Source organism: Segatella sp. (assembly GCF_977051555.1).
On record NZ_CDRSSE010000004.1, the window covers coordinates 74,591 to 100,949 of the forward strand.

Annotated in this window: 17 protein-coding genes; 6 read left to right on the forward strand and 11 right to left on the reverse strand. The window is 43.7% G+C overall.

Annotation, left to right across the window (positions count from 1 at the left end; genetic code table 11):
- Positions 1-5: 5 nt before the first annotated feature.
- The 9 genes from ACWJAO_RS01785 to ACWJAO_RS01825 form a co-directional block, all read right to left on the reverse strand.
- Positions 6-3,395, reverse strand: coding sequence for a TonB-dependent receptor (locus ACWJAO_RS01785; protein ID WP_449139060.1), 3,390 nt, complete (start codon positions 3,393-3,395; stop codon positions 6-8).
- Positions 3,396-3,722: 327 nt separating this feature from the next.
- The gene (locus ACWJAO_RS01790) at positions 3,723-4,034 is read right to left on the reverse strand and encodes a helix-turn-helix domain-containing protein (RefSeq protein WP_153079658.1); all 312 of its coding nucleotides are present in this window, start codon (positions 4,032-4,034) and stop codon (positions 3,723-3,725) included.
- A gap of 2 nt (positions 4,035-4,036) precedes the next feature.
- Complete coding sequence (locus ACWJAO_RS01795; protein WP_117727341.1) at positions 4,037-4,375, reverse strand: type II toxin-antitoxin system RelE/ParE family toxin; 339 nt, start codon at positions 4,373-4,375, stop codon at positions 4,037-4,039.
- 73 nt (positions 4,376-4,448) lie between these two features.
- The gene (locus ACWJAO_RS01800; RefSeq protein ID WP_449139061.1) at positions 4,449-5,051 is read right to left on the reverse strand and encodes an HAD family hydrolase; all 603 of its coding nucleotides are present in this window, start codon (positions 5,049-5,051) and stop codon (positions 4,449-4,451) included.
- A gap of 120 nt (positions 5,052-5,171) precedes the next feature.
- Positions 5,172-6,182: a FecR family protein gene (locus tag ACWJAO_RS01805; protein ID WP_449139062.1), complete on the reverse strand. Its 1,011-nt coding sequence runs from the start codon at positions 6,180-6,182 to the stop codon at positions 5,172-5,174.
- A 41-nt stretch (positions 6,183-6,223) separates the two neighbouring features.
- The gene (locus ACWJAO_RS01810; protein ID WP_117691847.1) at positions 6,224-6,781 is read right to left on the reverse strand and encodes an RNA polymerase sigma-70 factor; all 558 of its coding nucleotides are present in this window, start codon (positions 6,779-6,781) and stop codon (positions 6,224-6,226) included.
- Between the two features lie 112 nt (positions 6,782-6,893).
- Positions 6,894-7,367 carry an RNase H family protein gene (locus ACWJAO_RS01815; RefSeq protein WP_449139063.1) on the reverse strand — a complete coding sequence of 158 codons (474 nt, stop codon included), beginning with the start codon at positions 7,365-7,367 and terminating at the stop codon, positions 6,894-6,896.
- Positions 7,368-7,521: 154 nt separating this feature from the next.
- Positions 7,522-9,342, reverse strand: coding sequence for an arginine--tRNA ligase (gene argS / locus ACWJAO_RS01820; RefSeq protein ID WP_006848023.1), 1,821 nt, complete (start codon positions 9,340-9,342; stop codon positions 7,522-7,524).
- Positions 9,343-9,730: 388 nt separating this feature from the next.
- The gene (locus ACWJAO_RS01825) at positions 9,731-9,922 is read right to left on the reverse strand and encodes a hypothetical protein (protein ID WP_217314088.1); all 192 of its coding nucleotides are present in this window, start codon (positions 9,920-9,922) and stop codon (positions 9,731-9,733) included.
- Positions 9,923-10,293: 371 nt separating this feature from the next.
- Here ACWJAO_RS01825 and ACWJAO_RS01830 point away from each other — a divergent pair, with 371 nt between their 5' ends.
- Positions 10,294-13,563 (forward strand): glycoside hydrolase family 2 TIM barrel-domain containing protein, encoded by a 3,270-nt coding sequence (locus ACWJAO_RS01830; protein ID WP_449139064.1) that lies wholly within the window; start codon positions 10,294-10,296, stop codon positions 13,561-13,563.
- Between the two features lie 220 nt (positions 13,564-13,783).
- Entirely contained in the window at positions 13,784-15,724 is a 1,941-nt protein-coding gene (locus tag ACWJAO_RS01835; RefSeq protein ID WP_449139065.1) for an alpha-L-arabinofuranosidase C-terminal domain-containing protein, read from the forward strand.
- A 219-nt stretch (positions 15,725-15,943) separates the two neighbouring features.
- Here the strand turns inward: ACWJAO_RS01835 and ACWJAO_RS01840 are convergent, their stop codons facing one another.
- The gene (locus tag ACWJAO_RS01840) at positions 15,944-17,317 is read right to left on the reverse strand and encodes an ATP-binding protein (protein ID WP_449139066.1); all 1,374 of its coding nucleotides are present in this window, start codon (positions 17,315-17,317) and stop codon (positions 15,944-15,946) included.
- A 268-nt stretch (positions 17,318-17,585) separates the two neighbouring features.
- Between ACWJAO_RS01840 and ACWJAO_RS01845 the strand changes: the two genes are divergently transcribed.
- The 3 genes from ACWJAO_RS01845 (at position 17,586) to ACWJAO_RS01855 (ending at position 23,647) form a co-directional block, all read left to right on the forward strand.
- Entirely contained in the window at positions 17,586-19,775 is a 2,190-nt protein-coding gene (locus ACWJAO_RS01845; RefSeq protein ID WP_287798341.1) for a glutamine synthetase III family protein, read from the forward strand.
- A 157-nt stretch (positions 19,776-19,932) separates the two neighbouring features.
- The gene (locus ACWJAO_RS01850; protein WP_264901614.1) at positions 19,933-21,717 is read left to right on the forward strand and encodes an ATP-binding protein; all 1,785 of its coding nucleotides are present in this window, start codon (positions 19,933-19,935) and stop codon (positions 21,715-21,717) included.
- Positions 21,718-22,330: 613 nt separating this feature from the next.
- On the forward strand, positions 22,331-23,647 hold the full coding sequence (locus ACWJAO_RS01855) for an ATP-binding protein (RefSeq protein WP_449139067.1): 1,317 nt from the start codon (positions 22,331-22,333) through the stop codon (positions 23,645-23,647).
- 298 nt (positions 23,648-23,945) lie between these two features.
- Here the strand turns inward: ACWJAO_RS01855 and ACWJAO_RS01860 are convergent, their stop codons facing one another.
- Positions 23,946-24,848, reverse strand: coding sequence for a sensor histidine kinase (locus tag ACWJAO_RS01860; protein WP_181975322.1), 903 nt, complete (start codon positions 24,846-24,848; stop codon positions 23,946-23,948).
- A gap of 495 nt (positions 24,849-25,343) precedes the next feature.
- Between ACWJAO_RS01860 and ACWJAO_RS01865 the strand changes: the two genes are divergently transcribed.
- Complete coding sequence (locus ACWJAO_RS01865; RefSeq protein WP_449139068.1) at positions 25,344-26,327, forward strand: hypothetical protein; 984 nt, start codon at positions 25,344-25,346, stop codon at positions 26,325-26,327.
- The last annotated feature ends 32 nt before the right edge of the window (positions 26,328-26,359 follow it).

The following is a 26,359-nucleotide window of genomic DNA, read 5'->3' on the forward strand; positions in this document are numbered from 1 at the left end:
ATTCTTTATAATGTGATGTTCAAACCAAACATATAAGTTCTTGCCAAAGGATAAGTACCATAGTCCTCACCTGGAGTCAGGTTCTGAGATGGACGGGCATTTACCTCAGGGTTGTAACCGCTGTAGTCTGTGATGGTAAAGAGGTTCTGTCCTGAAACATAAACTCTCATCTTCTCTACCTTAAACTTCTGTGTAAAGGTGCGTGGCAAAGTATAACCCAATGCTAAGTTCTGAAGACGGAGGTATGAACCGCCTTCCAAATGCCAGGTTGAAGTACGTCCGTTACTACCTGTTTGCTTACGGTTAGCACGGTTTACCCAACCGCTACCTGGATTTTCAGGACTCTTCCAACGGTCAAGAGCTACCTTAGTACCATTTACGTTACCTTCCATGTTGTCGATGTAACGGCGGTTCAAGTTCAGAATCTTGTTGCCATAAACACCCTGGAAATTGAAGTCCATATCGAAACCACCGTACCAGAACTTACCACCGAAACCATAGGTGAACTTAGGCATGTAGTTGCCGCATACTGTACGGTCCTTGTCCAAGTCAATATCGCCACTTCCATCAACGTCAACGAAACGGAAGTCACCCACTTTTGCGTTAGCAAGGTGTGGATAACTATCAAGTTCCTGCTGGTTCTTGAATACACCATCATACTTCAAAAGATAGTAGCTACCAATTGGTTTGCCAACCTCTGTAATATAATAAGCATGACCAACACTACCAGAAGAAATAATAGGTGCATTACCAGGACCTAACTCTTTCACTTCATTGGTATTCTTTGCATAGTTTACATTGAATGAGTATCCCAAACCATTAGCAAATGTATGCTGTGAAGTCAAGCCGATTTCCCAACCGCGGTTGTTTACCTTACCCAGATTCTGAAGAGAGGTGCTATAACCAGTCAAGAGAGGTACTGGTACATAAAGCAACATGTTTGAGGTGTTGGTATTATAGTAGTCTACAGATAAGCCGAGGTATCCGTCAAACATCTGAAGGTCGATACCGGCGTTGATCATCTGGTTCTTCTCCCAGCTCAGGTCGTCGCGCTTGATGTTATCAGGCTTGTAGCCATAAGCCAGACCATTGCCAAGAATATAGTTGTCAATAGACATGGTTGCCAAATGGTCGTAATCGCCAATTTGGAAGTTACCTGTCACACCATAGCTGGCACGAATCTTCATATCATTGATGAAAGACAATTCCTTCACATTCTTGAAGAATTGCTCATCGCTGATACGCCAAGCGGCAGAAGCTGATGGGAAGTAACCCCAACGGTTGTTCTTACCGAAACGTGATGAACCATCTGTACGGATTGCTGCTGAAAGCATATAGCGTCCCTCGTAGTTGTACTGAACACGAGCCAAATAAGAAGCGATAGACCACTGAGTCTTGTCTGAACCACCCTCAGTTACAGTACCTCCATTTATTGTATGGATGTAGTCGTTAGGGTAATCTGTTGCCGTAACATTATCAGACTTCATTGTCTCTTTCTGAGCAGACTGTACCAAGACTGCAGAAATATTGTGCTTCTTATTAATTGTTGTAGTATAAGTAAGCTGGTTCTCTATCAACCAATTGAAGTAGAAAGAAGAAGAACTGTAACCCGTTGGATTAGAAGGAGTATCATAGTAATTCTTTCCCGTCAAAGGCAACGAAGACTGACGATATTTATCATTATGAGCACCATAATAATCACCACCCATAGAGAACTTATAAGAAAGTCCCTTCATGAGTTCCAATTCTGCAAATGCCTTACCTGTAATAGACATACGATCAGTAACATTTGACTGTAAGCGAGCCATAGCAACAGGGTTCAACACCTCGTTAATCTGATAGTCAGTACCGATACGCAAGAAACCATTACCCTGATAATTATAAGAGCCGTCTGGATTATAAACAGGGAAAATAGGAGGCATCATCAATGCAGACTGAACGATTCCGTTTGCACCTGAAGCATTTACTGAGTTAGATACAGAGTAAGAAGGTGCGAAGTTTACGCCGAACTTCAGACGCTTGTTCTGACCAGAGAGGTTCAAACGGCCACCATACTTTTCGAAGTCAGAACCGATAATGATACCTTCTTTCTTCATATAGTTACCTGATACGAAGTAATTGATGCTGTTTGACTTACCAGAAAGCGAAATGTTGTGTCCGGTAGTCATCGCACTACGGAAGATCGCATCCTGCCAGTCTGTATCTGTAAGACCAGTCTTTCCTTCCAAATATGGAACCAACATATCAGGAATCTTCATGTAACCTTCTTTACGCGAACTGTTAGGATCGTTAGCGCTTCCGTTAGGATTTTTATCCAAATATGCGTTGTCGTGTGCATCCTTTACGAATTCTGCATATTCGTAAGCGTTCATCATATCGAGTTTCTTTGATACACTCTGTACACCTACGTAACCATCGTAAGAAACAGAGAGCTTATCAGAGGTACCCTTCTTGGTTGTAACGAGAACTACACCATTAGAACCACGGCTACCATAGATAGCTGCTGCAGACGCATCCTTCAAAACTTCAACAGACTCGATATCGTTGGTGTTCAGATTGGCAAAACCACGCTCCATAGGAACACCATCTACTACATAGAGAGGATCGCTACCGGCGTTGACGGTACTTACACCACGAACGCGAATGCTTACGCTACCCTCTGGGTCTCCGCTAGGTACAGTTACCTGAACACCAGGCATCTTACCAGCCAAAGCCTGACGGAAGTCGGTAGAAGGATTATTGGCGAGAGCTTCTGCCTTGACTGAAGACACAGCGGTAGATACGTCGCGCTTCTTCTGCACGCCATAACCTACAACCACAACTTCTTCCAATACCTTATTATCATCTGCCAGGTTAACATTGATTACTTCGCGACCATTTACCTTGATGTCCTGGTCCTTGCAGCCAATGTATGATACTGCCAACATACCGTCGGCAGGAATCTCGATGGTATAGTTGCCATCAATATCGGTTACAACACCATTGGTGGTGGTACCCTTTTCCATGACGGTAGCGCCGATAACTGGCTCGCCAGTTTCGTCTTTCACTACACCACGTACCTTGATTTTCTTGCCATGAGCCTGAGATTTAGCTTTTTGCTGAGGCTTGATGACGATGTAGTTGCCTTCCATCTCATAGGTAAAATTAGTACCTTTGAGCAATTGGTTCAACATACCAAAGACATCATCACTTTTCTTGGTTAATGTAACCGAACGGTTAGCATCCAACTGTGAGGAGTTGTAGGCAATCTTATACTTAGATTCCTTTTCAATCTTCTCAAAAGCTGACTTAAGCGTTACCTTGTTTGAGCTGAAGCTGACGTTCTGAGCCGAAAGGGTCATCTGGCCTGCCAGAAGCAAACAGAAGCATGACGCAGAGATTCGTTTAAGATTCATACTTTATCTATTTAAGTTATTAATAATTTTCTTGTTACGTCTTGAAGACAACGGGAAAGAGAGTTACACCCAATTACAAAACTGTTAAAATGAAGTTTTTCTGGAAAAAATATCTTGTGTTCGCAAACAACTGTGTTTTTCTTTTTTATTTTCTCACCTAATAATATATACGATTGATTTTTTTCTCGCAAAGCATCACATATCCAGAACTAACGGTTGCCGACAGAAGAGCAAGGTAAAGGGCAGAAACTCCCAGTTCAGTATGATTTCCTGAACTGGGAGTTTCTGCCCTTGTCTTCTTTCTAATGAGTATCTTAAATGTAGGATCTAAATTGCATATTGTCCTACTGTCGGAATATTTAGATGAGCCTGTAATCCCATAGCATGAAGTACTCGGGAAATAGTATTGAGTGTAAGGTTCTTGCCATTCTCAATCTTAGATATCTGTCCCTTCTTTACTCCGACAAGATTGCCTAACTGTTCTTGCGTAAGTTTTTTGTTTTTACGAGCCTCCTTAATAGCTTCGCCAATTAAGAATGTGTTGATTTCATCCTCAAATTGATCACGATGAGGAGTTCCAATCTTTCCGACATGCTTATCTAGCATTTCTTCTTCACTATAAAATTTCATTTCTTCCATAGTCACTTTCTTTTCATTTTAAAATATAATGCTCTGATTTCCTCTGCTCGCTTTATCTGTTGTTTTGGCGTTTTTTGCACTTTCTTGATAAACCCATGAGTTGCTACGACTAATGAATTAGTTGAAGTGTCCCAAAATGCAAGTAAACGATATTGGATTCCATCATATTTTGTACGGAATTCCCATATGTCAGTTCCTTCCAGCTTTTTAAAGAGTTTAGGATTTAAGACATATTTAGCCTTTCGGATATTTGACAATATCTTATCCTTTGCTTTTTGTGAAAGACTTTCCAAAAAGTCGTCAGCGTCTTTTGAAAACAGAACCTTAAATCTTTCTTTCATTATTTGTCTTATATTTAAAACATGTGCAAATATAAGTAAAAGAATCTATATATGGAAACTTTTGGGAAGGTTATTAACTATTTATAACGATTTTTCTCAATTCCCGTTCATACTGTGCGGCATCCTCAAAGCAGATGGCCTGCATTCCGAAATGTTGGGCGGCTTCTACGTTCTCCATTCTGTCGTCAGCAAAAAGGCATTCTTCCGGTTTCAGATTGTATTTCTGGCAGATTCTTTCATAAATAGCTCTGTCGGGTTTGATGATTTTCTCTTCTGAAGAAATCACTTGTCCTTCCAGAAGCTGGAAGATGGGATATTGGGCCATCGTCTCGTGAACCTTGGTACACCAGTTGGAAAGTCCGTAAAGGTGGTAGCCTTCTGCCTTCAACTGGGTCAGCAAACTGCGCATTCCTTCTTTTTCGCCCCTTACAAAATCGTTAAAGCGCTGGGCTACGGTTGCTATTTCTTCCTTGTATTGCGGCATGATCTGCTGCATCTTGCAGAAGGTTTCTTCGAAAGAATCTCCGCGATCCATATTCTCATTCCACTTGCCGTCTATCAGAAGGTGGTAGAATTCTTCAGCCTGTTCGTGGGTCTTGAATATCTGGTCAAGCGTTTCAAAGTATTCGTAATCTACGAGTACTTTTCCAAAATCAAAAATCAAATTCTTTATCATGATATTTCCAGTTTATGTTATTATTTCTGTTTCCATATCCCCCGCAGAGATACACTTTTATGAAAAAAGGCGCATCATTTTTACATAATGCACCTTTTCTTTACCTATTATAATATATGCCTATCTGATGATTACTTCATCTTTCTTCACTTCATATTTCAGACCAGGAACCAGGTTCTTCAGAACAAACATGGCTCCCGAGAGGGTTTCGCCACGGTTGAAATGAACTGTAACCTTCGTGTTCTGGTGATTCTTTGAACGGAAGGTGAATTTCACTCCGTATGCATTACCAAGAATCTTACCAGCTTCTGCCAGCGTAACATCGTTCAGGTCAATCTCCTTGTTGCGCCAGCTTGTACCATCTTCTTCGGCCGAAACCTTGCGGAGGTTTACTGCCTTGGTCTTTACATTATATACTAACTGGTCGTTAGGTTTCATGCTGTAAACCTTGTCTTCCTGACCTATGATGCGGAGTTCTATCTTGCCGGTTTTGAGTGTGGCAGATACTTCATCTGTATTTGAATAAGATGAAACCGTAAAAGAGGTGCCCAAGTCGGTAATCTCGAAATGAGGAGTGCTGACGTGGAACGGCTGGGCATCATCATGCCTGATGTCGAAGAATGCCTCTCCCGACAGGAAAACCTTGCGTTCTTCTGCTCCCTTGAAAGAGGAAGGATAGAGGAGTACGGAACTCTGGCTGAGTCTTACTTTCGTTCCGTCTGCCAAGGCGATGACTTTGCTCTCTTCGTTGATGGTATGCTCCTGGAGCATGGTTGCCAGTTTTATATCCTTGAGTTGGTTGTTCATCTGGACGTAGAGCTTGCCGAATACAATCAGCATCAGCAGCGGTACGAAGACGGCAGCCAGTTTGGCAAAGTTGAAGATTCGAAGCGATTTTTTCTTTTCTATTTCTCTTGTTTCTTCTGTTTCGAAGAGGCGGTTGTATGCAGCAGAAATTTCTTCTTCTTCCATATAGGCTGAATCAGCCTTGTCCCATAATTCTCTAAATGCCTCGTTCGCCTCTTTATCGTCTTGTGTATTGGAAATCCTATCTAATACCCTTTCTTTTATTTCATCCGGCACATTGTGCCCGCTATAATAATCTATGATATCCCTTATCTTTGTTGCCATAATAAAAACTTCATTTACTTTTAAGACATGTTTCAATGGTGTTACACCCAATGCCAAGGTAACAAAATCATCAAATATAAGGCTTTTTTAATTTCTTTAAGAGCTAGGTTAAGATGATTTTCTACCGTTTTCTTCTGAATACCCAGGCGCTGGGCTATCTCTTCGTTCTTGAGATGCTGCTCGCGGCTCATGCGATAAATCTGCTGGCGTTGCTGCGGCATGCTTTCTACCACCATGTCGATGAGCAGCTGGGTATCCTTTGCCACCACATCGTCATGTGGCGAAGATTCGTTGGCGTATCTGTCTGGCAGACTGTCTATATCTATTGGGATGATATGCTTGGAGGAAATATAGTTGATGACAGTATATTTTGCCAAAATAAAGAGGTAGGAATCGAAGTCTTGGATATCGGCAAACTTCTCGCGCTTGTTCCATACCTTTAAGAAGATGAGCTGGCTGACGTCATCTGCATCATCTTCGTTTTTCAAGAGCATGGCTACAAAACGGTGTACCTTAGGATAGAACCTGCGGAACATCGTTTCGTATGCTTTCTTGTCTCCTTTCGACATTAATAATATTGTTTCTTTTTCTATTTCCATTCTTACGATTATGTATGTTTAATACGATAATAGCTGCAAAATTAAGCAAAATATCTGAAATTGCAAGCTTTTACGGGTATTATTTCGGGAAAGGCACATAAAAATGTCCTTTTTATCCCTTTCTTCCGAAATCGGCTGGAATCTCGCCCCATTTCTTCGTCTCCCATTTTATAATAGGTATGGTGATGGGGTGGGTGCGGAGCCAGTTTTCGGCTCGGGCGATGACCTGATAGAGCTGTTCGGTCTGGGGAGTGTGCTCCAGTTTGGTCTTGCATTGTTTCTTGCTTACCCAGAGCTGGGCATTCACGCTGTCGCTATAAATGATCTTGTCGGTAATGCCTTTCTGCTGCATCAGGGCGAGGGCGTGGACGATGGCGAGAAACTCGCCGATGTTGTTGGTGCCGTGGATAGGACCATAGTGGAAAACCTGGGCACCGGTCTGAAGGTCGATGCATTGGTATTCCATTGGACCGGGATTGCCGGAACAGGCGGCATCCACAGCCCAGGCGTTGGCTACTACCTCGTTGGGTAGAGGCAAAACGGTATCGTTTCTCCATGAAGGAGGATTTACGGGCATTTTATTCATCTTTATTCTTTTTGGGGTTGGAAAACAAAAAGGATTGGCTAAAACTGAAATGAGCATGCGCCTTGGAGTCGAGCTCCAGGGCCATGCTCATTATGTCAAATAGTCAATATTTTTTTTATTTTTAAATTGTAGGTTATTATATCTTATGTATATATTACATTCTTTCTGGAACCTCGATGCCGAGCAGAGACATACCGTTCTTCAGAATCTTTGCCACGTTGGCTGCAAGAACCAGACGGGTAATCTTCTCAGCCTCGCTCTCAGCATTCAGGATGCTGTAGTCGTGATAGAACTGGTTGAACTCCTTGGTCAACTCGTAGCAGTAGTTAGCAATGCCACCAGGGTTGTAGTTGTTGCCGGCATCGGCTACGGCTGCTGCGAAGTCGTTCATCTTCTGGATGAGGTCAATCTCCTTCTCGTTGATAGGAGCATCGGCGCCCAACTCAGCAGGAATCTCGATGCCCTCGGCTGCTGCCTTGCGCATGATGCTGCGGATACGAGCATAGGTATACTGGATGAAAGGACCTGTATTGCCGTTGAAGTCGATACTCTCTTCTGGGTTGAAGAGCATGTTCTTGCGGGCATCTACCTTGAGGATGAAGTACTTCAACGCTCCGAGACCCACGATGCGTGAAATCTCCTGGCGCTCTTCCTCGCTCATGTCCTTGAACTTGCCGAGCTCATCGCTTGTCTGGCGAGCATCCTTAATCATCTCTGCCATCAGGTCGTCTGCATCTACTACGGTTCCCTCGCGGCTCTTCATCTTACCGTTAGGCAACTCTACCATTCCGTAAGAGAAGTGAACCAAGTCCTTACCCCACTTGAAGCCGAGACGGTCGAGCAGGATAGAGAGCACCTGGAAGTGGTAGTTCTGCTCGTTACCTACTACATAGATCATCTTGTCGATAGGGAAATCCTTGAAACGGAGGTCGGCAGTACCGATGTCCTGAGTCATATAAACAGAGGTGCCGTCAGAACGGAGCAGGAGCTTCTGGTCGAGGCCCTCGTTGGTGAGGTCAGCCCAAACAGAGTTATCATCCTTGCGGAAGAAGAGACCCTTCTCCAGTCCTTCCTCTACCTTCTTCTTACCCTCGAGGTAAGTATTTGACTCATAATATATCTTGTCGAAACTTACACCCATCATCTTGTAAGTCTCATCGAAGCCAGCGTAAACCCAGTTGTTCATCTTCTGCCAGAGAGCACGAACCTCAGGGTCGTTGTTCTCCCACTTTACGAGCATTTCGTGAGCCTCCTTGATCAGCGGAGCCTCTACCTTAGCTTTCTCTGTGGCAGCTTCTTCGTCCATGCCATCCTTCATATACTGAGCCTTGAGTTCTGCGATTTCCTCACGATAGTGCTTGTCGAAGGCTACATAGTAGTCGCCGATGAGGTGGTCGCCCTTCTTGCCGGAAGTTTCAGGAGTTTCGCCATTGCCCCACTTGAGCCAGGCGAGCATAGACTTACAGATGTGGATACCACGGTCGTTAACGATGTTTGTCTTGATTACCTTGTTGCCGTTAGCCTCCATAATCTGGGCCAATGACCAGCCGAGGAGGTTGTTGCGAACGTGACCGAGGTGGAGAGGCTTGTTGGTGTTAGGAGAAGAGTACTCAATCATGACGAGCGGGCTGTTCTCAGTAACTGGCTTCTCACCAAACTTAGGGTCAGCGTTGATGGTGTTCAAGAGTCCTACCCAAGCGGCAGGAGCGATAGAAAGGTTGAGGAAACCCTTAACCACGTTGAAGTCTGCGATAACGTTAGCGCAGTTTTTCTTCAGGTATTCGCCGATTTCCTGTGCTGTATCCTCAGGCTTTTTCTTTGACATTTTGAGGAATGGGAATACGACGAGGGTAAGGTTACCTTCGAAATTACTCTTGGTCTTCTGCAGGGCTACCATCTTCTCTGGTACGTCCTGACCATAAAGCTCCTTCACCGCAGCGATGACCGAGCTGATGATTTCGTTTTCTATCTTCATTATTTAATATATCTTTTTTACCGGTAAAATTATCTTTTTAAACTGATTGAAGAGGGATTTGCAAGTTCCCTTTCCGTTTATGCGGCTGCAAATTTACAAATAATAATTGAATTGTGAAAGAAAAATTGCACATTCTTTTGTTTTTTGTCGCATTCTTTAGTTTTTTATTGCTTTTGCAACAGAAATGAAGTCTTACAAGGCTTTTGAAGGAAGCTTTTTATAAGAGGATTTTAGGAAGAAAGGAAAGAGAAACGGAACTAAAAACGAAAAAAGAAGATAGAAAAAGCGAAAAAGGAGCAAAGACTATGAATAAGTCTCTACTCCTTTTCTTATCATTTGACAGTTGGATTTAACTTCATTTGTTGATGTTGGATCTTGCTTCCGTGAATTACCCCTCGAGGATAATAGCTGCCACGTCTTCGGGCGAATTCCATAGGATTCCGTCTTGCAACTCATCGTCGGTAAATCCGTTGAGTGCTTCCTGTGCTTCCTTTGGAGTAATGGCTGGAGTGCCGTCCTCGTTCTTAGTTTCGAGCAAAGCCTGCAAGATGGCTGCTCTGTATTCTTCGATTGTCATCATAATTTTTATCTCGTTTCGTTGTTTATTTTATGATGGCAAAGATACTGCATTTTTTTTGAAACACCAAACTTTTTTGTCATTTTCTTTTAGCGGATATTGAAAAAGTTTTATATATTTATATGCCTTTCTATGATGGTATGGGTACCTATTTCTTGGAAAAATGGTGCTCCGGTGTTGAAAAAACAATAAAAAAACGGTCGTTCTGCTTGTTTCTAACTTAATTTTCATATATTTGCAGTTGCTTAGCTGAGGCTACCGGCAACATGGAGGTATATAAGATGCTCCAGGATATGCCTATATATAATAAGGTATAGAATAGCCTATATATAATAAGGTGTAATTTCAATCTAATGTATAAATAACTAACAAACATGAAACAGAGACTGTTCGTAACATTGAGTTTGGCAGGATTAGCAATGGCAACCTTTGGTGCAACCAAACCGAAGACTGCCATTAAGTCGTTGAATAAGACGACCATCCAACAGCCAACTTACACAGAATGGCACGACCTTCAGGTGAATGCCATCAATCGTTTTCCGTTGCACACCAATTTCTTCACCTATCCGGCAGATGACTGGGTTTTTGAGAAAGACGGTAAGATCGTGAGCAAGGATATCCTGCACATGAACAAGACGGAGAGCAAGTATTTCCTTTCGCTCGACGGAACCTGGAAGTTCTACTGGGTGGCTAATGCCGACCAGCGTCCTACCGATTTCTACAAGGAAGATCTTGATGATTCCAAATGGAAGACCATGAATGTTCCAGGCAACTGGGAGATGAATGGATTTGGCGATCCGGAGTATGTAAATAATGGTTTTGCATGGCGTGGACATTTTGACCAGCAGCCACCAGCAGTTCCTACCAAGGACAACCATGTTGGTTCTTACCGCCGTATCATCGACATTCCTGCCAACTGGGATGGCAAGCAGGTTGTAGCCCATTTCGGTAGCGTTACTTCCAACATATATCTCTATGTAAACGGCAAGTTTGCCGGTTATGCAGAGGATAGCAAGGTAGCTGCCGAGTTTGACATCACTCCTTATCTGAAGAAGGGCAAGAATCTGATTGCCTTCCAGACCTTCCGCTGGTGCGATGGTTCCTGGGATGAGGATCAGGACTTCTGGCGCTTGAGTGGTGTGGCTCGTGAAAGCTATCTCTTTGCCCGCGATGCCCAGTTGCATTTGGAGGATATCCGTGTTACTCCTGACCTTGTAAACAACTACAAGGATGGTGTGCTCAATATCTCTACCAAGGTAAAGGGTAATGGCAAATTGGCCTTCATCCTGTTCGACAAGGACGGCAAGCAGGTAGCAACCACTACTGGCGTAGCCAAGAACGGTTCTGCCAATTTCTCTCTGCAGGTAGCTAATCCTCAGAAGTGGAGTGCCGAGACACCTTATTTATATACCCTGCAGGTTTCCCTGATGGGTGCTCAGAAGAAGGACGAGATGAAATCGGCTAGCATGACTCCTGTCAAGGTAGGTTTCCGCAAGGTGGAAATCAAGAACAAGCAGTTCCTTGTCAACGGTCAGCCTGTGCTCATCAAGGGTGCCAACCGTCATGAGATGGACCCTGATGGAGGTTATGTATTGAGCATGGAGCGCATGATTCAGGATATCAAGACTATGAAGCGCCTGAATATCAACGCTGTCCGTACCTGCCACTATCCTGACGATCCACGCTGGTACGAACTCTGCGATGAGTATGGTATCTATGTGGTAGCTGAGGCTAACCAGGAGAGTCACGGTTTCCAGTATGGCGATGATGCAGCTGCCAAGAAACCGATGTTTGCCAAGCAGATTATGGAGCGCAACCAGCACAATGTTTCCATGTACTTCAATCATCCTAGTGTCGTAACCTGGAGTATGGGTAATGAGACTGTGATGGGCGATAACTTCCTGCAGGCTTACAAGTGGATCAAGAGCCAGGACCAGAGCCGTCCGGTTCAGTATGAGCAGGCTCGCAGAGGCGAGGGTACCGATATCTTCTGCCCTATGTACTATCCTGTAAGTGCTTGTGAAAAGTATGCGAAGGACCCTAACAGTCCGATGCCGCTCATCCAGTGCGAGTACAACCATACCATGGGTAATTCGGGTGGTAACCTGAAGGATTACTGGGACTTGGTACGCAAGTATCCAATCTTCCAGGGTGGTTTCGACTGGGATTTCGTTGACCAGGGCTTGCACCGCAAGGTATTGAAGCCGATGACCATCAAGAATCCTGAGAAGATGAGCAATGAAGAGCTCCGCAAGATAGAATACTGCTACGGTGGTGATTACAATAATTACGACCCTAGCGACAATAACTTCAACTGCAATGGTATCATCGGTCCTGACCGTCAGCTCAATCCTCATGCCTACGAGGTTGCCTACCAGTATCAGAACATCTGGGCTAAGATGGTGAATGCAGAGAAGGGCGAAGTAAGTGTATACAATGAGAACTTCTTCCGCGATCTGAGCAACTATGCCTTGGCATGGAGCCTCATTGAGGATGGCGTGGAGACTCAGAACGGTACCATCGCTGATATCGATGTAGCTGCCCAGCAGACTAAGAACTTCACCATCCCTTACGACCTTTCTAAGGTAAAGGGCAAGGAGGTGTTCCTCAACATCGATTTCCGTCTGAAGAAGGCTGAACCTCTGATGGAGGCTGGTCAGATTGTGGCTTATGCCCAGCTGGCAGTGAAGGAGAAGAAGTGCTGCGGTCATTGTGCAGACAACATGGCTAAGGCTCAGAATGGCAAGAAGGTGAAGGCTAAACTCATCGACAAGAAGGGCGAGCAGGATATCACCGTTACTACTCCTGATCTGACCGTGAAGGTGAACCGTACCACCGGTCTCATCTCTGAATATACCTATCGTGGCAAGTCGCTCCTCGGCGAGGGCGGTACCCTGAAGCCAAACTTCTGGCGTGCTCCTACCGATAATGATTTCGGTGCCGGCCTGCAGAAGAAGTTCCAGGTTTGGAAGAACCCTGTCATGAACCTGAAGTATGTATCTGCAGAGAAGGACAAGAAGGCAAACACCATCAATATCTGTGCAACCTATGAGATGCCAGAGGTGAAGGGCGAGCTGGAAATCGATTATCTCATCATGCCTAACACCGGTGCGATGAAGGTAAGCCAGGAGTTTGATGCTTCTGATGATGCCAAGGTCAGCGATCTGTTCCGTTTCGGTATGCTGATGCAGTTGCCATACGATATGGACAAGAGCCAGTATTACGGCCGTGGTCCTATCGAGAACTATTCAGACCGTGAGGACTGCATGCGCATCGGAATCTATAGCGATGATGCCGACAACCAGTACTTCCCATACATCCGTCCACAGGAGAGTGGTACCAAGGACGATATGCGCTGGTGGAACCAGACCGATGCTTCCGGCTTCGGATTCAAGGTGAAGAGCTGCAAGCCATTCTATGCTTCCGCTATCCACTTCGATACAGAAGAGCTGGATGATGGTGATGACAAGGATCAGCGTCACAGTTTCAACCTGAAGAAGTCAAAATTCACCAATCTCTTCCTCGATGCAGAGCATTCTGGTGTGGCTGGTGAGAACTCATGGGGTGCATGGCCATTGGAGAAATATCGCCTCCATTATGGCGATAAGAACTTCACTTTCGTGCTCATTCCATTAGATAAATAGTAGAAAAGCAGGGATTTATACGAAAATCCAATATATTTAAACAGAAAATCCACCTCATTCGGGGTGGTTTTTTTTATCTTTGCAGAAGATTTACTGCACTCGGCAATTTGAAAGCAAGCTTTCATTGCGCTCGTTTGTGTAATCTTTGCAGCAAATTACTGCACCACCTATATTTAATTAGGTGCAAGTACAGACCTAAAAAATAAAAATAACAAACAATATGAGAAAAGCAAAAATTTTCGCAGCAGCATTGCTGGCGATGTCTTCACTCGGAGCTTTCGCACAGCATCAGTTTACTGTTCAGGCTAACAAGCCTGGAGCAGAAATCCAGCCTACCATGTATGGTATCTTCTTCGAGGATATCAACTTCGGTGCCGATGGTGGTCTTTATGCAGAGATGGTAGAGAACCGTTCCTTCGAATTCCCACAGCGCCTGATGGGATGGAATACATTCGGAAATGTAACCCTCAGCGACGTAAAACCTGCCTTCGACCGCAACCCTCATTATGTAACACTTGAGAGCGCAGGCGCACGTGAGAAGCAGACTGGTCTTGAGAACCGTGGCTTCTTCGGCATGGGCTTGAAGAAGGATATGAAGTACGATTTCACTGTATATGGCCGTCTTCATCTCATCGATGGCAAGCAGGGCAAGATTCGCGTAGAACTCGTCAATTCAAAGAATGATGTCATTGCCAAGCAGGTCATCAACATCACCAATAATAAATGGCAGAAGCTTACTGCTACCCTTACTTCTCCTCAGACCGATGCCAAGGGTTTGATGCGTGTTTATCTGGAGAAGGGTTCTGAGAGCGTAGATCTCGACCATATCTCTCTCTTCCCTGAGGACAACTGGAATGGTCTCCGTGCCGACCTCGTACAGGATCTTGCCGACCTGAAGCCAGGCATCTTCCGTTTCCCTGGCGGATGTATCGTAGAGGGAACCGACCTCGATACCCGTTATGAGTGGAAGAACTCTGTGGGTGCTCCTGAGAACCGTCCTCTGAACGAGAACCGCTGGAGAGATACCTTCCCACATCGCCTTTTCCCTAACTACTATCAGTCATTGGGCTTGGGCTTCTATGAGTATTTCCTCCTTTCAGAGAAGATTGGTGCTGAGCCATTGCCTATTCTCTCTGTAGGTCTGGCTTGCCAGTATCAGAACGATGATAAGGATCCTAATGCACATGTAGCAGTCAAGGATCTCCAGAGCTATATCGACGATGCACTCGACCTCATCGAGTTTGCCAATGGTCCTGTCACCTCTAAGTGGGGTAAGCTCCGTGCTGATATGGGTCATCCTGCACCATTCAATCTGAAGCAGATTGGTATCGGTAACGAGCAGTGGGGTCCGATGTATCCTGAGCGTCTGCAGAAGTTCATGGAACAGATTCATGCCAAGTATCCAAAGATCAAGATCTGCGGTTCATCTGGTCCATCTGCTGATGGCAAGGACTTCGACTACGGTTGGAAGCAGATGCGCAAGTTGGGCGTAGACATGGTGGATGAGCACTACTACAAGAGTCCGGAATGGTTCCGCAGCAATGCCAGCCGTTACGACAAGTACGACCGCAAGGGTCCTAAGGTCTTTGCCGGTGAGTATGCTGCTCATGCCGAGAATGATCCAAACTCTTGGGAGACAGCCCTTTCTGAGGCAGCTTTCATGACCGGTTTGGAGCGTAATGCTGATGTGGTTTATCAGGCTACCTATGCACCTCTCTTCGCTCATGTAGAGGGATGGCAGTGGCGTCCGGACCTCATCTGGTTCGATAACCTTAGCTCTGTCCGTTCTGCCAACTACTATGTTCAGCAGCTCTACGGTGAGAACAAGGGTACCAATGTGTTGAAACTTACCGAGAACGGCAAGGCTGTAGCAGGCGAGAATGGTCTCTATGCCACCGCTTGTTTCGACAAGACTACCAAGAGCTACATCGTAAAGATTGCCAACACCTCTAACGAGGCAAAGGAAATCAACGTCACCTTTAATGGTATCAAGAAGTTGAACCCAGGTAAGGTAACCGCTCTCCATGCCGACGATATTCAGGCAGAAAACAAGATAGACAATAAAAATGTGGTTGTTCCTGTAGTATCAGATGCACAGGTTCAGGGCAATATGTTGAACGTGAAGATGAAGCCAAACAGCTTTGTTGTATACCGTTTCTAATTGCCGACCTCCAATCTTCAATAAACCCTTAAGGTACAAATAGATAAGTGGATAATGTGAATCCCTTGCGACTCTAGTGGTTGCAAGGGATTTTTTCTCTTCTAATGCCCTTGAAATTACATGGCGACGCAGGAGTTTCTGTGTCAGGACGTAGGAAAGATTACGTCGCCATGTAGGAAAAAGGCACTTTTATTCCTAATCCTGCTTGTTAGCAGACTATCAACGGCTTCTCAATAGGGATAATGCATAGAGAGGCAGTATGGTGACATGCCTTATGGCATTATCGTCCTGCTTGTCAATGTAATCAAATGATCCAAAATTCTCTAAGGAACAACGGAATGCTTCGGTGAGCTTTTTCTCTCTCATGAATAGCCAGAGACTCTTCATGCCGCCCTGAGTGCCCGATTTGATTTCGATAGGTGTAATCTTCATGTTGTGGATTTCCAGATAGTCTATCTCGGCAACACTCTTCCCCTTCTGCTCCCAATAAAACATCTTCTGGCGCTGGATGCATGGTTTGTAACGCATTATCTCGAGTCCGGCAACCATTTCTGTTACGCCTCCCTTATTGACAAGTTCCTGAGGAGTGCCGGCTAAAATAAGTTCTATGAGCTGCTGAGACAGGTCGCCTTCCAGTTGAAGCACAGCTAACAGTAATCCTGGGTCCAGAAAGAGGACCTTCATGCTTTTCTCGTCAGCTTCCGCATCCAGCGGAATACCATTGCCCGAGGTAGCGACCACAGGAGTAACGATTCCTGCAAGTGTCAACAGGCGGAGGGCTTCTCTGATTTGTGAACTCTGATAATCTGCTGATATTTGCTTGTATGTCAACTTCTCTCCTGCCTGATGACAGATGCCACGCATCGTTGTGCGCAGTAAATCTGGGTTGACTCTCTTTTTATACTTGCTGAAATCATCTTCGTATGTCAGAATGATGTCTTCCTGGATGTTTCTGCATCGGTTGAAATCGTGTGTCTTGGTCCATGCCAGAACAGATTCCGGCATGCCTCCAACAAGCAGGTAGGTGCGGAAGTATTCCACGAGTTTATCATGGAAGGCTTGATCTAAAGACTGTTTTCCGTATGCTTCATTACGGAGAAGAATGAGTCCTTCTTCGTGATTGGCATACAGGAATTCATCGAAAGTCATCGGATACATGAAGAGCGAGTGAATCCTTCCTACTCCAAAAGTAGGGAGCTCCTGAAGCGTAAATTCCAGAAGTGATCCTGCGGCTATGACATGCAGTTCAGGATAATCTTCCTTGAAGAAGCGTAGTGCCATGATGGCTTCAGGGCATTCCTGGATTTCGTCGAGAAAGAGGAGCGTCTTACCTGCTTCTATAGGGACATTGATATAGCTACTGATTTTTTTAGCAATCAATCGTACGTCAATATCCCCCTGAAAGAAGGCTTTGATTGCCTTGTTACGTTCGAAGTTTACCTCGGCGAGATACTCGAATTGCTTTCCCAAGTTTTTAACTGCTGATGACTTCCCAACCTGACGGGCACCACGAAGCAGCAAGGGCTTCCGCATGGAATCTTCCTTCCAGACGATGAGTTCTGAGTCTATGTTTCTATGTATATATTCTGCCATAATCGTAACTGTTTGAATAACAGGTGCAAATATAGCGAAAATACTCAAATCCGAGAAATAAATCGCGTTAAAATACTCAAATCCGAGAAATAATCGGCGATAAAATACTCAAATCCGAGAAATAATATGCGTGAATTGTCTTATCTTTTGCAGGCTAAGAATAAGAAAAGTTTGAATTTTGCATAAAAAATACGCTCAAACGCTAGCAATTTGCTCATTTTTTCGTAACTTTGCACCCGCAAACTTATAATTAATAATAAAAGAAAGAATGGCTAATTTGAGATTTGAGGTTGTAGCCGATGCCTTTAAGAAAAGACCTGTAGAGGTAAAGGCTCCCAAGGTGCGCCCTTCGGAGTACTTCGCCAAGTATGTATTCAACCGCCAGAAGATGTACAAGTATCTGCCATCTGATGTGTATGAGAAACTCATCGATGTGATAGACAACGGTACTCGTCTGGACCGTTCCATCGCTGATGCCGTGGCTGCCGGCATGAAGCTCTGGGCTGAGGAAAACGGGGTAACACATTATACTCACTGGTTCCAGCCATTGACAGAAGGTACTGCCGAGAAGCATGATGCCTTCGTGGAGCATGACGGAAAGGGTGGTATGATTGAGGAATTCTCTGGCAAATTGCTTGTCCAGCAGGAACCTGATGCCAGCTCATTCCCTAATGGCGGTATCCGCAATACCTTCGAGGCTCGTGGCTATTCTGCATGGGATCCAACATCGCCTGTGTTCATTATCGACGATACCCTCTGTATCCCTACCATCTTTATATCTTATACCGGTGAGGCTTTGGACTACAAGGCTCCATTGCTCCGCTCGCTCCATACTCTGAGTGAGGCGGCTACCGAGGTGTGCCACTATTTTTACCCTCAGGTGAAGAAGGTGCAGACCAATCTCGGATGGGAGCAGGAGTACTTCCTGGTAGATGAGAGTCTCTATTCGGCTCGCCCTGACCTGATGCTCACAGGCCGTACTCTGATGGGACACGACTCTGCGAAGAACCAGCAGATGGACGACCACTATTTCGGAACCATCCCTGAGCGTGTGCAGGCTTTCATGAAGGATCTGGAAGTACAGGCGCTCGAACTCGGCATCCCTTGCAAGACCCGTCATAACGAGGTGGCACCAAACCAGTTTGAGCTGGCACCTATCTATGAGGAGTGCAATCTTGCCGTAGACCATAATATGCTCCTGATGAGTCTGATGAAGCGTGTGGCTCACAAGCACGGTTTCCGTGTGCTCCTTCACGAGAAGCCATTCGCTGGTGTGAATGGTTCGGGCAAGCACAACAACTGGAGTCTCTGCACCGATACCGGCGTACTGCTCCATGCAGCAGGCAAGACACCGGAGGACAATCTTCGCTTCGTAGTCTTCATCGTAGAGACCCTGATGGGCGTTTATAAGCATAATGGACTGCTGAAGGCTTCTATCATGAGTGCTACCAATGCCCATCGTTTGGGAGCCAACGAGGCACCACCAGCCATCATCTCTTCATTCCTCGGTAAGCAGCTCACCGACCTGCTCGACCATATCGAGAAGGCAGACAAGGAAGAACTCTTCGCCCTGGCTGGCAAGAAGGGTATGGAGCTGGATATCCCTGAGATTCCGGAGCTGATGATCGATAACACCGACCGCAACCGTACCTCTCCATTCGCCTTCACCGGAAACCGTTTCGAGTTCCGTGCTGTAGGTTCAGAGGCCAACTGTGCTTCATCTCTCATCGTACTGAATGCTGCCGTAGCTGAGGCTCTCGAAGACTTCAAGGCTCGTGTAGATTCCTTGATTGCTAAGGGCGAGGACCAGACATCGGCTATTATAGATATTGTACGCGAGGATATCAAGACCTGCAAGCCTATCCGCTTCGACGGCAACGGCTATTCTGATGAGTGGAAGGAAGAGGCTCAGAAGCGAGGTCTGGACTGCGAGGCATCCTGCCCGGTAGTCTTCGACCGTTATCTGGACAAGGAAAGCATCGAGATGTTTGCCAAGACCAACGTGATGAGCGAGAGCGAGTTGAAGGCACGCAACGAGGTGAAGTGGGAGACCTATACCAAGAAGATTCAGATTGAGGCTCGTGTGATGGGCGACTTGAGCATGAACCACATTATCCCTGTGGCTACCCACTATCAGAGCCGTCTGGCAAAGAACGTAGAGGGCATGATTCACATCTTCGGTGGCGAGGAAGGTAAGAAACTGACAGCCCGCAACGTGAAGATTATCCGTGAGATAGCCGAGCGCACCGAGGCAATAGAGCGTGGTGTAGAGGCATTGGTAGATGCCCGCAAGGTAGCCAACAAGATAGAGAGCGAGCGCGAGAAGGCAGTAGCATATCACGACACGGTAGCTCCAAAGATGGAGGAAATCCGTTATCAGATAGACAAGCTCGAGCTCCTGGTAGCCGATGAACTTTGGACTTTGCCAAAGTATCGTGAGCTGTTGTTCATCAGATAATATTTCCTGGATAAGGAATTAAGATAATAAAAAAAGAGTGCATTGTTTGTTACAGTGCACTCTTTTTTGTGTCTTATCTGTTTTTTCCCTTCGTTTCTGATTGCTTTCTCAAAAAATATGCTTATATTTGCAGTTGTATTATTAATACTCCATGGTTATGATAGAAAATAAATCTAAGATGTTGCAGCCAGATGAAATCAAAGAGATACCCTATGGTGTGTCTGATTTTACCGTCATGAGGGATGAAAACCTTTATTATGTAGATAAGTCGATGTACATACCTACATTGGAGAATGAAGGGCGCTTTTTGTTCTTCATTCGACCTCGTCGTTTTGGTAAAAGTCTGTTTATCAGCATGCTTAAGTCTTATTATGACTGCAATACAACTCCTGAGCAATTCAATAGATGGTTTGGAGATTTGTGGATAGGACAGCATCCTACCCGTTGGCAAGGTAAGTATCAGATACTTCACCTCGACTTTTCGAGTGTTGGTGGAAAAATAGAGGATGTCGAAGTGGAGTTCGATCGGTATTGTCGTGTGAAGTTTGATAGCTTTGTGGATATCTATCGTGACCATTATTCTCCAGAGTTCATTCAAAAGGTGTATGAGGCTCCCACTGCCAATACGAAACTTATCTTAATCAATGATGAATCTCAGAAGCTGGGACTCCAGAATTATCTGATTATTGATGAATATGATAATTTTACGAATACGATTCTCAATGAGAAGGGAGAAGATGTGTATCATGCCATCACCCATGCCGATGGATTTTATCGTGATGTATTCAAGAAGTTTAAGGGTACATTTACCCGTATTTTCATGACGGGTGTAAGTCCGGTAACCCTTGATGATGTGACAAGTGGCTTTAATATTGGTTGGCACATCTCAACCAAGAAGGCTTTCAATCAAATGCTTGGTTTTTCTCAGGAAGATGTACGTAAAATGTTCACCTATTTTAAAAGTATGGGTAAGTTGGCTGCCGATTGCAACATTGAGTGGATGATTAATGATATGAAGCCTTGGTATGATAACTATTGTTTTGCAGAGGGGGCTTTGAATACACAAAGCAAGGTCTTCAATTGCGACATGGTGGTTTATTATCTTCGTAATTATATAAACGAGGGAAAGGCGCCAAAGGAAATGATAGACCGTAACACTAGGACCGACTATAGCAAAATGAAAAAACTCATTCAGCTTGACAAACTTGATGGCGATCGCAAGAGTATTATCAAGACGATAGCAGAAACGGGTGAAATAGTAGCTCACTTAGAGGAGAGTTTTTCTGCCTACCAGTTGACGGACCCGAATATATTTCCAAGTCTGTTGTTCTATTATGGCATGCTCACTATTAAGGGCACTCGTGGTGATCGTATGGTTTTAGGGATTCCTAACAATAATGTTCGCAAGCAGTATTATGATTATCTCAAGGAGATGTTTGAGGAGAAGTTGCCTATTGATACGTCTAAACTCGATGATTGTTTTTACGACATGGCCTATGAGGGCAAATGGCAAGAAGGGCTGACGTTCCTGGCAGAGTCTTATGCTAAGGTTTCTTCAGTGCGTGATGGTATAGAAGGGGAGAGGAATATACAAGGCTTCTTCATGGCATATCTGAATCTTTGCAATTACTATATCACAGCACCTGAGTTAGAGTTGAATCATGGCTTTTGTGATTTCTTCTTATTGCCTAATTTGGCTCATTATGCTGTAAAGCATAGTTACATCATAGAACTGAAGGTGTTGCCAAAGAAGGATTTCTCTGCTCTTTGTGAAGATAGAAAAACAACGAAGGCTGAGGCTCAATGGAATGAAGCCGTAGCTCAGATTCATCGCTATGCTGAAGCTCCAAGAGTTAAGGCATTGCGTCAAGATACCCTGCTTCATAAAATTGTGATGCAATTTGAAGGTTGGAAATTGAAGAAAATAGAAGAGGTTGAGTAAAATACGGATATATAGCCCACCAGGCGTTCTTCCGGATTGTAATCTGGCGGAACGCCAAGAAAAATTGTTCCTCAGCATGCCTTGATGGTTGAAAATAAGGTGTTGAGCTTTAAATAATAATAGTAGCATAATAAATAAGCACCCTTGACTAGGAAATGCCTAATTAAAAAGAGGGTATGTCATAAGTCTAGATAATAGTTGGCGCATAACAGTTGATCACCGCATGCACAACAGCTGTTGTGCATGCGTATATCAGCTGTTATGCAAGCGCACAACAGCTGTTGTGCGACCGGAGATACTGACTACCTCAACAACATATCCTATCTCTTCCAACAACTTATCCTATCTCTTCCAACAACTTATCCTATCTCTTCCAACAACAAGAAGAGGGTGAATAATTATCTTATGACGCACCCTTTTAGATTCCGGGAATATGGTAAAGTTGGTTAAAAGTAATATAAAGAACGTGAGGAAGTTTGTTTCCTTGCTTGTTTTTTAGTACTTTTGCCCCATGATTATGGATTCAAGTGTGGAAAATGTGGAGAATTACACAAAAGAGGTATCAAAAATGTGTAAAAATCCACATTTTCCCCACTTCAAGAAAAATAAGGATATGTTTAACAGAACGATTATTCACGAATTGGAGCAATGGAAAGAGCGTAGAGACCGCAAGCCATTGATGATGCTGGGAGCTCGACAAGTAGGCAAGACATCGGTGCTGAAGAAATTTGGAAAAGACAGCTTTGAGCATTGTGCTTATTTCAGTCTTGATGAAGAAGAGGGTGTTTGTGATATCTTTCGCAAGATCAAGAACCCGCTGCAAATCATCGAGCAGTTGTCGTATCTTACATCCGAGCCAATCTTGCCTCAAAAGACTTTGCTTATCCTTGATGAGATACAGGATTGTCCGGAAGCCATTAGTGCCATGAAATATTTCTGCGAAAAGACCCCCGAGTATGCTGTGGCTTGTGCCGGTTCGCTCCAGGGGTTGGCTTTTGGGCATCAGGGATTTTCGTTTCCAGTGGGAAAGGTGGATCACATGAACATGTATCCTGTTACTTTTTCTGAGTTTCTGGAACAGCGTGATGTCAGACTCTATCAGTATTATATGTCGATAGATAGTTTGGAACCACTTCCTGATGTGTTTTTCGACCGTCTCTCGCAAGCCTTTACCGCCTATCGTATTTCTGGTGGAATGCCGGCAGTGGCTATGAAGATGATAGAGAAAGATTTGAATGGTGTGGAAACGATGCTTCGTAGCATACTGCAGGATTATTCCTTGGACTTTGTGAAGCATGCCACGCCTTTGCTTGCCAATCGAATTTCGCATGTCTGGCGGTCATTGCCGTCACAGTTGGCCAAGGAGAATAGAAAATTTGTTTATCAGCTGGTCCGTCCTGGTGCGAGAGCCCGTGAATATGAGGATGCTTTTACATGGCTTCAGAATGCAGGACTGATATACAAGGTAAGTTTGTGTTCTACTCCACAGGTACCTTTGAAATCATATGAAGATTTGAGCATCTTCAAGATTTACAGTCTTGATGTGGGCTTGTTGCGAGTTCTTGCAGAGTTGAGTCCTGAGGCATATTTGAGTGATAATCCAATCTTTAAGGAATATAAGGGAGCTTTGGCTGAGAACTATGTTCTTCAGAGTCTGGTGACCAATGGAATCAGTTGCTCTCATTATTGGGCATCAGGAAATACGGCCGAAGTAGAATTCATTATTCAGCGTGGTTTGGATGTGATTCCTATGGAGGTGAAGTCGGGAACAAGTGTTACCGGGCGCAGTTTGATAGAGTATAACAAGAAGTATTCTCCCCGTCTGCGCATCAGATATTCCATGCTTAATCTCAAAAAGGATGATACTTTTGTCAATATCCCTCTTTTCCTGGCAGATAGAACAGAGCAGTTGATAGGATATGTGCAGTAGCCTTGCTATGTGGCAATGTAAATATTTATATCCATAATTAGCTTTCTTGGTTTGGGGTAATCTAGCAGTGAGAAGATGGATTATAACATGCATGTTTCCTCTTTTTTATCACTTTCAGCAAAATAAAATTCTATAGTCGTACAACTATAGAATTTCTATTCGTTATTCTAAAAGTGTAAATATGTAACGCGTTGATTTACAATATATTGCTATTCGTTGTTGTATTTGCAATATTCATGAATAAATTGGAGTCAGTTGAAAATATGGAAATCTCAGCGATGTAAAGCTAAAGAAAAAATCACGGAAGAACCTGATGTTGCCTCATCATTATAATCGGCACCTTTACCATATAAGTCTTTTCTGATTGCAGAACGATGGGAACGAAGGCTGTCAGCAGTTTATAGCGGTCGAAGAGATTCTTGATGCCTATTCCTGAGCTGGAGAAAGCCGATGGACTTTCTTCCGGATAAGGAACGAAGGCATTCGCTACGCATACATAGTCGCCATCCCTGTAAATATGTATCGCCAGTGGATGCTCCTCCGAATGCTGGTTATGCTTCACGGCATTCTCTACTAGAAGCTGAAGACTCAGTGGCAATATCTTCTCGTCATCGCTGTGACAGATACCAGCATCTATGGTAAACACAAAGTTGCCCGTGTATCTCATCTCGATGTGATGGCAGTAATCACGGATGAATCTTAAACTTTCGTTCAGCGAAACGGTATCGTCGCTGATATGGGCTACAATATATTTGTAGATATGGGCCAACCTGACGGTAAACTCGCTAGCTTTCCGAGGATCTTCCTCTATGATGCCCGATAATGTGCCCAGACTGTTGAACATGAAATGTGGATCAAGCTGTAGTTTCAGCATGTTCAGCTGGGCCTTCATCGCCTTTTCGCTTTCGCCCTTCAGTTGTTGTGCCATCTCCAGGTTTTCATCATTCTTCTGCTTCAGAATAATTCCACAAGAACGCACCATGCTCACGTTTGATATCAGGATAAACATGACGAGTTGGATATAGAAAAGTTCCACGGCAGAATTCTGCAATCCATTCATTTCCTGGATATCACAGATTCCATAGCTTAAAAAAGCACTGCAGACGGTATTGAAGGCCAATGATATCAGGCAAAAAATATATATCCTGACATTGGTGATACCCTTGTCCAATATGCGTTTGGCTACATAGTCGCATGCCATATTACTGCCAGTAAAGTAACCCGAGAACAATATCAAATATAAAAACACAAGGTACATGGAAGTCTCAGAGAATGGATCTTGCACCAGAATCGACATTGGAAATCTGAAATATACTATGATATAAAAGAAGAAAAATGTGGTGACACTGATTCTGCTAACTCCCAATATTGAGAATGGAAGCCCTATTAATGCCATTATTTTTTTTTTCGTAAGTTTCATAATGAATAACTTTTAATTGGTTCTACATTTTGTTTGCAAAGGTATAATAAAAAGCTTTAACCGAAAAACAAAAATCCCATTAATCGTGAAAAACAGGCAATGAATGCCTCTATTTTTGCCTTAAATCGTTACTTCAGCTCTTGCAAACCATTGAAAACAGGGGCAGAACCATTCATTCCTTAAAAAATACGGTTCAGGGAATCATGGGGATCCATCTTGAAAAACTCTTTGTACTTTTGCATCGTCAATTAGTAATAATCATTAAATATCACAGTTATGAAAAGAATCGTTTATTTAATGGGCGTTGCATTCGTCCTCATGTTAGCGTTGGTGTCATGTACTTCTGCTGATGCAGATTTGTCTGATACAATTACAGTAAATCAAGCTAATAGTATTACGCTTAAAAAAATTCAAGAGTACAATCAAGTAATGCTGTTACAGCATCCTCAAACTAGAGGCACAAATGGTGGACTAAAGATCGCTGCACATGATATTGTTGGTGCATTTTCTGGAATCAATGCTGGAAAAGCTATTGCAGGGCTTTTTGGAATTGCAACAGGAGGAACGGGATCTGCTGCCACAATAATTGGCTGTGGAATCATTGGGGGTGCTGCTGCTTCGTATAAATGTTATAGAAATAATAAGGGATTAACTACAAAAATTGAGGATTTTTATAAATATTCTTTGAATATTATCAATGAGAATTTAAAGTCCGATACGACTAATTATTATATTCCATATATGTATAATCCTAAAATTATACATGTAAAGCTTCCAAAAGGCTTTGAAACATTAAAAGATGTGGGGGAAGCCCATAACAAACTTCTTTTAGGAAGTAACTATAGCTCTCCTTCAACAAGAGCAACCGTAGTACGAGATCCTGTAGATGCTAAAACACCACCTATTCTCACACTGGACAAAGAAAAAGTTAAGATTGCATTAAATAGTAAGGATTTTAAGAATCAATTTGATAAAATTATCTCCAATTTGGATAAGTCTACCATTGATGGAGAGCTAGATATAAATGGCTATTTTAGAAAAAATCCAACTGAATCTGTTCGTGCTGAAAATGCTATAAAAGAATACTTGAAACTTTTTACAACATATCCTGAAAATGTAGATGATATCATACAGATTACCAACGATTATATAAATATTATAGAATCGAATAATGAATTTAATGATGATGAGAAAGCTATGATTTATGCTGGTTTAATGGTATCTATTTATAGTCCGCAAATATGGGATAATTTTAAATAGTCTATTATATTTCACAGAACTTTCGTATGTAG